General features: G+C 74.2%; 9 protein-coding genes. 7 read left to right on the forward strand and 2 right to left on the reverse strand.

What is annotated here, in order from left to right; translation table 11 throughout:
• The first annotated feature begins 54 nt into the window (after positions 1–54).
• From pyk to RB146_11545, 3 genes are read left to right on the forward strand one after another with little or no spacing between them, the layout of a single operon-like run.
• Positions 55–1494: a pyruvate kinase gene (gene pyk / locus RB146_11535; protein MDQ7829601.1), complete on the forward strand. Its 1440-nt coding sequence runs from the start codon at positions 55–57 to the stop codon at positions 1492–1494.
• A 25-nt stretch (positions 1495–1519) separates the two neighbouring features.
• On the forward strand, positions 1520–2257 hold the full coding sequence (locus tag RB146_11540; GenBank protein MDQ7829602.1) for a DUF72 domain-containing protein: 738 nt from the start codon (positions 1520–1522) through the stop codon (positions 2255–2257).
• 13 nt (positions 2258–2270) lie between these two features.
• The gene (locus tag RB146_11545) at positions 2271–3671 is read left to right on the forward strand and encodes an FAD-linked oxidase C-terminal domain-containing protein (GenBank protein MDQ7829603.1); all 1401 of its coding nucleotides are present in this window, start codon (positions 2271–2273) and stop codon (positions 3669–3671) included.
• A gap of 10 nt (positions 3672–3681) precedes the next feature.
• On the opposite strand, the gene RB146_11550 is transcribed toward RB146_11545, so the two are convergent.
• The gene (locus tag RB146_11550; GenBank protein ID MDQ7829604.1) at positions 3682–4686 is read right to left on the reverse strand and encodes a TIGR03617 family F420-dependent LLM class oxidoreductase; all 1005 of its coding nucleotides are present in this window, start codon (positions 4684–4686) and stop codon (positions 3682–3684) included.
• A gap of 73 nt (positions 4687–4759) precedes the next feature.
• Between RB146_11550 and RB146_11555 the strand changes: the two genes are divergently transcribed.
• From RB146_11555 to rdgB, 4 genes are all read left to right on the forward strand, one after another.
• Entirely contained in the window at positions 4760–6586 is a 1827-nt protein-coding gene (locus RB146_11555) for an N-acetylmuramoyl-L-alanine amidase family protein (protein ID MDQ7829605.1), read from the forward strand.
• An 8-nt stretch (positions 6587–6594) separates the two neighbouring features.
• Positions 6595–7356 (forward strand): MBL fold metallo-hydrolase, encoded by a 762-nt coding sequence (locus RB146_11560; GenBank protein MDQ7829606.1) that lies wholly within the window; start codon positions 6595–6597, stop codon positions 7354–7356.
• Positions 7357–7420: 64 nt separating this feature from the next.
• The gene (rph, locus tag RB146_11565) at positions 7421–8158 is read left to right on the forward strand and encodes a ribonuclease PH (GenBank protein MDQ7829607.1); all 738 of its coding nucleotides are present in this window, start codon (positions 7421–7423) and stop codon (positions 8156–8158) included.
• A 235-nt stretch (positions 8159–8393) separates the two neighbouring features.
• Entirely contained in the window at positions 8394–9029 is a 636-nt protein-coding gene (gene rdgB, locus RB146_11570; GenBank protein MDQ7829608.1) for an RdgB/HAM1 family non-canonical purine NTP pyrophosphatase, read from the forward strand.
• A 306-nt stretch (positions 9030–9335) separates the two neighbouring features.
• Here rdgB and RB146_11575 read toward each other — a convergent pair.
• Positions 9336–9534: DNA polymerase domain-containing protein (locus RB146_11575; GenBank protein MDQ7829609.1), on the reverse strand; the 199-nt coding region annotated here is incomplete at its 5' end.

The following is a 9534-nucleotide window of genomic DNA, read 5'->3' on the forward strand; positions in this document are numbered from 1 at the left end:
GACCGCGTGTGGCGTCGTCCACCGGTTGCGGTCTCCGGTTCCCCGTGGGCTAGAATGGAGAGCGTGCGTCGTCAGACCAAGATCGTCGCCACCCTCGGCCCGGCCTGCACCGCTCCCGACGTCCTGCGGGCCCTGCTCGAGGCCGGATTGGACGTGGCCCGCCTGAACTTCTCCTACGGCACCCCCGACGACCACCTCCGGGCCCTGGAGGCCCTGTGCGCCGCGGAGGCCGAGACCGGCCGGCGGGTGGCCGTGCTCCAGGACCTGCCCGGGCCCAAGCTGCGCACCGGCCGGCTCCCCTGCGGCAGCCTGCTCCTCCGCCCGGGCGACGTGGTGCGATTGGCCGCCACCCCCCAGGCCAGCGGCGACGGCGTCATCCCGGTCCACTACCCGGCCCTCTCCCAGGACGTCCGCCCCGGACACCGCATCTACCTGCAGGACGGGGAGATCGTCCTGGAGGTGGTGGCGGTCGAGGCCGCGACGGTGGCCGGCCGGGTGGTCCACGGCGGCACGCTGCGCCAGCACGCCGGGATCAACCTGCCGGGGGTGCCGCTGAGCGTCCCCACGGTCACCGAGGAGGACTTCCGCCACCTCGACCTGGGGCTGGCGCAGCGGGTGGACTACGTGGCGCTCTCCTTCGTTGAGGGGCCCGAGGACCTCCACCGCGTGCGCGCCTACATCGACCGCCGGGGCGGCGGCGCCCGCCTGGTGGCGAAGATCGAGCGGCGGCGGGCGCTCGAGCGTATCGACGAGATCATCGAGGCCGCCGACGCGGTGATGGTGGCGCGTGGGGACCTGGCCGTGGAGACGGCGCCGGAGGAGGTCCCGGTGCTGCAGAAGCGCCTCATCGCCGCCTGCCACCGTCGGGGGCGCCCGGTGATCACGGCCACGCAGATGCTGGAGAGCATGATCGTGCACCCGCGTCCCACCCGGGCCGAGGCCACCGACGTGGCCAACGCCGTCTTCGACGGGACGGACGCGCTCATGCTCTCCGGCGAGACGGCCATCGGCGCCTACCCGGTGGAGGCGGTGCGCACCATGGCGCGCATCGCCGAGCACGCCGAAGGCGCCGTGCCCCCCGAGGTGGTGCAGCGCTGGCGGGAGCAGGCGCTGCGGGACGGCCTGGCCGCCCGCGACACTGCGGAGGCCATCGCCCTGGCGGCGGTGCAGGCGGCGGAGGCGCTGGGGGCGGCGGCCATCGTCGCGGCCACGACCTCGGGGAGCACCGCCCTGCGGGTCGCCCGCTTCCGTCCGCGGCGGCCCATCCTGGGCGTGACCACGGTCGAGGCGACGCTGCGGCGCCTGCGCCTGGTGTGGGGGGTGCACCCGGTCCTCGTGCCGGAGATCCCGGACCTGGACGCGCTCGTCGCCGCCGCGGTGGAAGCGGCCAAGCGGGAGGGCTTCGTGCGCCGCGGCGACGACATCGTCGTCACCGCCGGCTACCCCATGGGGCGGCCGGGGACGACCAACCTGCTGAAGGTCGTGCGCGTCTGACGTACGCCCGGCAGGCAGGGGGCGGATGGGCGCGATCCGCATCGGCACGAGCGGCTGGGTCTACCCGTACTGGCGGGGCCGCTTCTACCCGCAAGACCTGCCGCAGCGGGAGTGGTTCGCCTACTACGCCCGCCACTTCGACACCGTGGAGATCAACAACACCTTCTACCGCCTCCCCAGCGAGGAGGCGGTGCAGCAGTGGCGGGCGCAGGCGCCCGAGGGGTTCCTCTACGCAGTCAAGGCCAGCCGCTTCCTCACCCACGTCAAGCGCCTGAAGGACGTGGCTGGGCCGCTCGACCTCTTCCTGGAGCGGGCGCGCCTGCTGCGCGACCACCTGGGGCCGGTGCTAGTGCAGCTCCCCTCCTCGTTCCACCGCACCCCCGAGAACCTCCGCCGGCTGCGCACCTTCTTCGACCTGCTCCCCCCGCGCCTCACCGTGGTGATGGAGTACCGCCACGCCTCGCTCTTCCACGAGGAGGTCTACGCGCTGATGCGCGCATCCCGCATCGGCCTGGTGGTGGTCAGCGATCCGGAGCGCCCCACGGCGTTGGTGGCCACCGCGCCGGTGGTCTACGTGCGCTTCCACGGCCCTACGGGCGCGCGCTACCGGGGCAACTACCCCCGCCACCAGCTGCGCACCTGGGCCGCGCGCATCCGGGCGCTGGCCGAGGGGCGCACCGCCTTCGTCTACTTCAACAACGACTGGAACGCCTACGCCGTCCGCAACGCCCTGACGCTGCGGGAGCTGCTGGAGGCCGCGTAGAACAGAGAGGTCCATGCCGACCGTCCGCCGTCGGGCCTATCCGGTGGAGCCGCTGCTGGAGACCCTGCGCACCGTGCTGGGCGAGCGCCTCTCCACCGCCCCCGCAGTGCGCGAGCACCACAGCCGCGGCGAGACGTACCTGCCCCCGGCCCTGCCGGATGCCGTGGCCTTCCCCGAGTCCACCGAGGAGGTCCAGGCCGTCGTGCGCGCCTGTGCCGCCGTGGGCGCCCCGGTGATTCCCTTCGGGGCGGGGACCTCGCTGGAGGGGCACGTCGCCGCCGTCGCCGGCGGCATCTGCGTGGACCTGACGCGCATGAACCGGGTCCTGCGCGTCAGCGCCGAGGACCTGGACGCCACGGTGGAGGCCGGGGTGACCCACCGGCAGCTCAACCGCCACCTGCGCCCCAGCGGGTTGTTCTTCTCCGTGGACCCCGGCGCCGATGCCACGCTGGGCGGGATGGCGGCCACGCGCGCCTCCGGGACGACCGCGGTGCGCTACGGCACGATGCGCGAGAACGTCCTGGGGCTGACCGTCGTGCTGGCGGACGGGCGGGTCGTGCGGACCGGCACGCGCGCCCGCAAGTCGGCCGCCGGCTACGACCTGACGCGCCTGTTCGTGGGCTCGGAGGGGACCCTGGGCGTGATCACCGAGGTCACCGTGCGCCTGCACGGGCTCCCAGAGGCGGTTTCGGCGGCCACCTGCGCCTTCGAGACCATCGCCGGAGCCGTGGAGACCGTCATCGCCACCGTCCAGCTGGGCATCCCGGTGGCCCGTCTGGAGCTGCTCGACAAAGTCCAGATGGCCGCCTGCAACCGCTACGCCGGGCTGGCGCTGCCCGAGGCGCCCACGCTCTTCTTCGAGTTCCACGGGACGGCGCGCGGCGTGGCCGAGCAGGCCGGGGCGGTGCAGGAGCTGGCCCTGGCCCGTGGCGGGCGCGATTTCCGCTGGGCCACCGGCGCCGAGGCGCGGGCGCAGCTGTGGAAGGCCCGGCACGACGCCTACTGGGCGGCCCTGACCCTGCGCCCGGGCTGCCGCGCGCTGACGACCGACGTCTGCGTCCCCATCTCCCGCCTGGCCGAGTGCATCGTCGAGACGAAGCGGGACCTGGCCGACTGCCCCGTCCCCGTGGTCCTGGTGGGGCACGCCGGTGACGGCAACTTCCACCTGCTCTTCCTGCTCGACCCCGACGACCCGGCGGAGGTGGCCGCGGTCCACCGGCTCAACGAGCGGGTGGTGCATCGGGCCCTGGCGCTGGGCGGTACCTGCACGGGCGAGCACGGCGTGGGGCTCGGGAAGCTCCCCTACATGGCCGCGGAGCACGGCGAGGCGCTGGCGGTGATGCGGGCGCTCAAGCGGGCCCTCGACCCGCACGACCTCATGAACCCGGGCAAGCTCCTCCCGGAGGAGTTGTGAGCACTTGGTCTCACAGCAGCAGGGCCTGCCACAGCGGATCGCCCGGTGCGAACGGGTGATGAGGGGCGATCCGGTCGGCGGCACCCGCCCCCCGGGCCAGGAGCCGCTCCATCAGCTGCGTTCGAGGGGCTACCACCGCGACGGTCTCCAGCACCTCGTCCGTGACGAGCGTCCCCATCTCGTCCCACCGGCCGGCCGCCGCCAGCCGGCTCAGCCGCTCCCCCAGCCGTTCCCAGCCGTGGTGCGCCAGGACCGGGCGGTAGGCGGGCGTGGAGGCGTAGAAGGCCACGAGCCGGCGCGCCTCGGTGAGCAGCCGGTCGGCGTCTGGTCCGTCGGTGGGCGCCACGATGACGCTGACCGCTACCGTCACCGCCTGCGGAGCGCGCCCGGCGCGGGCGCACCCCCGGCGCACCGCCGGCAGGATGACCTCCTCCAGGTAGGCCCGGGTGTGGAAGGGGTGGACGTGGATCCCGTCGGCCACCTGGCCGGCCAAGCGGCACATCGCCCGGTTCACCGCGGCCAGGTAGATGGGGATGGATGAGGGGAGCGGCGGCGGGGTGAAGAAGGGCGTCATGAGCGAGAGCCGGTAGCACGGGCCCTCGTGCCGCAGCGGGCCTCCGGTGCGCCAGGCCTGCCACACCGCCCGGATGGCCGCCACCGTGTCGCGCATGCGCAGGAGCGGCGGGTCGAACGGCATGCCGAAGCGCCGTTCCACGTGCGCCCGCACCTGCGAGCCGAGCCCCAGGACGAAGCGGCCGCCGGAGAGCAGGGCCAGGTCCCAGGCGGCGTAGGCCAGGGCGGTGGGGCTGCGCACGAAGGCCAGCGCGATGGCCGTCCCGACGAGCGGCCGGGTGGTGTGGGCCGCGGCCAGCGCGGCCCCGAGCAGCGGGTCGTGGGCGATCTCGGGGAGCCACAGGGCGTGCACCCCCGCCGCTTCGGCCGCCCGGGCCGCCGCCGCCACCGTGCGCGGGTCGGCGGAGAGGTGCGCGTCCAGGAGCGGGGCGGGGCGCGTCACGGCAGGAGTTCCGAGGTCTCGAACCGAACCGGGACGGGTACGGGAGAGGGCGGGACGACAATTCGGGTGCTGAATGAAGCTCTCGGGAGCGCTGCTCCTGACGGTGGTGCTCCTGGCATCACCGAGTCGTAGCGCCAGCGGACAATCATCGGCCCTCCGCCTCGTCGTGAACGGCCAGGCGGTCCCCCTGGCCGCGTCGCCTATCGCCTACAACGGGCAGGTCGTGGTCCCCCTCCCGGGGATCTTCGAGCCCTTCGGCGCGGCCGCCGCCTGGCTGCCCGAGGAGCGCGCCATCCTCATCAGCAACCGCACGCGCACGACCATCCGGCTGCGCCTCAACGACCCCTACGCGCTGGTGAACGGCCAGCAGCGCCTGCTGCCGGTCCCGGCGCTGCTGCTGCGGGACCTCCCCTATATTCCGGCCCTCGCCGTCTTCGGCCTGCTTGGTGCCTGGACCCACCTGGACGAGCGGGAGGGCGTCCTCTACGCGAACTCCGTTGTCACCGGCGTGACGGTGCAGCGCACCGGCGGGACCGTGCGCCTGGTCGTGGGTGCCACCGGGCCCGTCCAGGTGGAGACGCGCACGCTGACCAACCCGGACCGCGTCGCCCTCGACCTCCGCCACGCCGTCTTCCGTCAGACCGACCAGGAGGTGCCGGTCGGCGAGGGCGGCATCCTGCGCGCGCGCATCTCGCAGTTCCAGACGAAACCCTACGTCACCCGCATCGTCCTCGACCTGGCCCAGCCGGTGGAGGTGCGGCTGGCGGAGAGCCCCACCGCCTTCGACCTGACGGTCGAGGTCCGGCCCCGACCCGCAACCGGGCGACCAGCTCAGGCGGTCCCCCCGCCCGCCACCTCCCCGGCCGCGCCGCCCGCACCGTCCGCTTCGCCCGCGTCTCCGCCGGGGGCGCCCGGGTCGTCGCCGGCCGCCGCCCCGTCTGGGTCACCCCCCGCGGCGGGCTCGCCCGCCGCGCCGCCCGACGCCGCGGGGCCACCCGGGGGGGCGACGCCGGGGACGACGGGCATCCGCATCCTCCAGGTGCGCGTCGAGGCCGGTCCCGTCACCCGCGTGGTGGTCGAAGGCACCGGGCCGATGCAGCCCGTGGTGCGCGAGCTCCCTGACCCCGACCGGCTGGTGGTGGACATCCCCGACAGCGTCTTCGTGCCGGTCAAGCAGGAGATCCCCGTGGGAACGCCAGCGATCGAGAACGTCCGGGCGGCGCAGTTCCAGGCGGACCCCGACATCACCCGCGTCGTGGTCACGCTGCGCCGCAAGGTCCCCTACACCATCGCCGCCGAGGGGACCACCCTGGTCATTACCCTCACGGACGGCCCGGTGCGCGGCCACGTGGTCGTCGTCGACCCGGGCCACGGGGGGCGCGACCCCGGGGCCATCGGCCCCACCGGCCTGGTGGAGAAAGAGGTCAACCTGGACATCGCCCTGCGGCTGCGCCGACTGCTCGTCGGGGACGGCATCCGCGTCGTGATGACCCGCGAGACGGACGCCACGGTGGAGCTCCCCGACCGCGTGCGCATCGCCCGGGAGCGGGGCGGGACCGTCTTCGTCTCCATCCACGCCAACGCCCACGCCCGGGGCGGCCCCATCCAGTCGGGCACGGAGACGTACTTCCTCAATGCGCACAGCCAGGCGCTGGCCCAGCTCGTGCAGGACGAGCTCGTCCGGGCGCTGGGGCTGCCCAACCGCGGCGTGAAGACGGCGAACTTCTACGTCCTGCGCGAGAGCACCATGCCGGCGATCCTGGTCGAGGTGGCCTTCATCTCCCACCCGGCGGAGGAGGCGCGGCTGCGCGAGGACGCCTTCCGCGAGCGCGTCGCCGAGGCCATCGCCCGCGGGGTGGCCCGCTTCCTGGTGGTCTTCCCGGTCCCCGCCGGGCATTGACCCCAGCGATGCGTCTCACCATCCTCGGCCGCTGGAGCCCCTATCCGCCGGCCGGAGGCGCCTCTCCGGGCTACCTGCTCGAGGCCGAAGGACAGCGCCTCCTGCTGGAGTGCGGGACCGGCGTGCTGGGCAACCTCCAGCGCGTGACTGGCGAGATCGCCCTGCAGGGCGTGGTGGTCTCCCACCTCCACCCGGACCACGTCCTCGACCTCTTCGCCCTGAAGCAGGCGCTGCACTTCGGGGGTCCGCGGCCCGCCCCGCCCCTGCCGCTGCTCGGCCCGCCGGGGGCGCTGGACCGCCTCCCGGCCTGGCTGGGCCCGGAGGAGCAGGCGCGCTTCCGTGAGCGCTTCCTCTTCATCCCCATGGCCGACGGGCGCTCGGCGCGCCTGGGGCCCTTCGTCCTGCGGTTCGCTCAGACCAGCCACCCGGTCCCGTGCTTCGCCGTGCGCGTCGAGGCCGGGGGGCGGGTCCTGGCCTACTCGGCGGACACCGGCCCTTCGGAACGCGTGCCCCTGCTGGCCCGCGAGGCCCACCTCTTCCTCTGCGAAGCCACGCTGCGGGAAGCCGACGAAGAGCACAGCCTGCGGCTCGGGCACCTCTCCGGGCGCATGGCCGGCCACATGGCCGCCGCCGCCGACGCCGGCATCCTGCTGCTCACCCACTTCTTCACGCCCTACGGCGACTACACCGAGGAGGCCGCCGCCGGGGCGGCGAAGGAGTTCGCCGGCGAGGTCCGGATCGCCCGAGAGCTCGACGTTTACGAGGTCTGAGGCCGCGTCGGCGCGCCCGCCGGTGCCGCCATGGTGGGCCGCCATCCCGGGTGAGGAGCATTCCATGCCGCGCCACGACGGGCGCCAGCCCGACGAACTGCGCCCCGTGACCATCACGCGCGGGTTCATCCCGCACGCCGAGGGGTCGGTGCTGATCACCCTGGGGAGCACGCGCGTGGTCTGCACCGCCACCGTGGAGGAGCGCCTGCCCCAGTGGCTGCGCGGGGCGGGGCAGGGGTGGATCACCGCCGAGTACGGCATGCTCCCGCGGGCCACGCAGGAGCGCACCCCGCGCGAGGGCGGGCGGCCGTCGGGGCGCACCATGGAGATCCAGCGCCTCATCGGGCGCTCGCTGCGCGCGGCGGTGGACCTGCAGAAGCTGGGCGAGCGCACCATCTGGATCGACTGCGACGTCATCCAGGCCGACGGGGGGACGCGCACCGCCGCCATCACCGGCGCCTTCGTCGCCCTGGTGGACGCGCTCCACCTGCTGCGCCGCTCCCAGGCGCTGGCCTGGTGGCCGCTGCGGGAGTTCCTGGCCGCCACCAGCGTGGGCATCGTCGAGGACCAGATGGTCCTCGACCTGGACTTCTACGAGGACTCCCGCGCCCGGGTGGACATGAACCTGGTCATGACCGAGTCGGGCCGCCTGGTAGAGATCCAGGGGACGGCGGAGGGCCTGCCCTTCACCCGGCCGGAGCTGCTCACCCTCCTGACCCTAGGGGAGAAGGGGATCAAGACGCTCATCGCGCACCAGAAGGCCGTCCTGGCCGACGTCCTCGGTCCGTCGGCGCGGACGTGAGGGAGGCCGGGCGGCAGAAGAGGCGCGGGGTTACCGTCGGCGAGCACGCCAGACCCCACGGGAAGCGACACCGCCGGGCTCAAACGGCTTTCCGCCGCCCGGACCCGCCTGTCAGTCGTGCCGCTCGCCGGCCTGCACCTAGACCGCCGTCGGGTGCGCCACCAGGCGACGACCATCGTTGTAGGCGAACAGGAGGCGGTTGGCGTCGAGGAGGATCACCGGTGGAATCTTCATGATGTCAACGGGGAGGTTCATCCTTGTCCTGGCCACGCGCAACCCGGGCAAGATTGCGGAGCTCGGTGCGCTGCTTGGGGCGTTGCCGCTGGAGGTGCGCTCCCTGCGGGACTTTCCCCAGGTGGACGAGCTGCCCGAGGCGAGCGAGACCTACGTCGGCAACGCGGTGAGCAAGGCGGTGGCGGCGGCCCGGGCCACGGGGTATCCGGCGCTGGCGGACGACTCCGGCCTGGAGGTGGACGCGCTGGGCGGGGAGCCCGGCGTGCACTCGGCCCGCTTCCTCGGCCCGACCGCCACCGACGTCCAGCGCAACGCGGAGATCCTGGCGCGGCTGCGCGGTGTCCCCCCCGAGCGGCGCACCGCGCGCTTCCGGGCCGTGGTGGCGGTGGCCACCCCCGACGGGACCGTTCGGGCCTTCGAGGGGGTGGTGGAGGGACGCATCGCCGAGGCGCCCGCGGGCGAAGGGGGGTTTGGCTACGATCCCATCTTCCTGGTGCCGGAGTACGGGCGGACGATGGCGGAGCTCCCGCCCGGGGTGAAGAACCGCATCAGCCACCGGGCCCGTGCCGTGCGGGCCGCCATCCCTCACCTGCTGGACCTGGCACGTGCCGTCTCTGCCTCGCCACCCGACTCGTGAACGCGGCGCAGAATGCGGCGACCCGCGCCGTGGAGGAGCAGCTGCGGGCCGCCTTTGGGCAGGGCCGGGACGACCGCGTGCAGTTCCCCCCTCTCCGCAGGCCCGCGCTCCCAGCCCGAGCCGGACGTGGCCGTCGTCCCGGGACACTTCCGCGACTACCGCACCCGACATCCCGAGAGCGCCGTGAGGGGGTGCTGGAAGTCTACCGGGATCCCGGACCGGACCCCCAGGGCCGCACCCGCTACCGGAGCAAGGCGCGCCTGGGTCCGTCCGCCGCCGTGACCCCGCTCGCCCGCCCCGACGCGGTCATCCGCGTCGCCGACCTCCTCCCCGGGTCCTGGCCGTCCGGGCCCGCCGGGCCGGCGTAGCCTCCCCGCCGTCCGAGAGCGCCGTCGCCCGCAGGGCCTCGTCCAGCGTCTGGTCCACCTGGCTCATGTCGGCCCAGGGGTCTCCGCGCTCGGCCAGGCGCTGCGGCACGCTCTGCCAGGTGAAGGTCAGCGGGTCC

The organism is Armatimonadota bacterium, assembly GCA_031081585.1.
Taxonomy (GTDB): domain Bacteria; phylum Sysuimicrobiota; class Sysuimicrobiia; order Sysuimicrobiales; family Humicultoraceae; genus Geohabitans; species Geohabitans tengchongensis.

What these genes read in the sequence shown, in the direction of transcription:
- pyk (MDQ7829601.1), top strand. Translation starts at nt 55, where the DNA reads ATGGAGAGCGTGCGTCGTCAGACCAAGATCGTCGCCACCCTCGGCCCG.
- RB146_11540 (MDQ7829602.1), top strand. Translation starts at nt 1,520, where the DNA reads ATGGGCGCGATCCGCATCGGCACGAGCGGCTGGGTCTACCCGTACTGG.
- RB146_11545 (MDQ7829603.1), top strand. Translation starts at nt 2,271, where the DNA reads ATGCCGACCGTCCGCCGTCGGGCCTATCCGGTGGAGCCGCTGCTGGAG.
- RB146_11555 (MDQ7829605.1), top strand. Translation starts at nt 4,760, where the DNA reads ATGAAGCTCTCGGGAGCGCTGCTCCTGACGGTGGTGCTCCTGGCATCA.
- RB146_11560 (MDQ7829606.1), top strand. Translation starts at nt 6,595, where the DNA reads ATGCGTCTCACCATCCTCGGCCGCTGGAGCCCCTATCCGCCGGCCGGA.
- rph (MDQ7829607.1), top strand. Translation starts at nt 7,421, where the DNA reads ATGCCGCGCCACGACGGGCGCCAGCCCGACGAACTGCGCCCCGTGACC.
- rdgB (MDQ7829608.1), top strand. Translation starts at nt 8,394, where the DNA reads ATGTCAACGGGGAGGTTCATCCTTGTCCTGGCCACGCGCAACCCGGGC.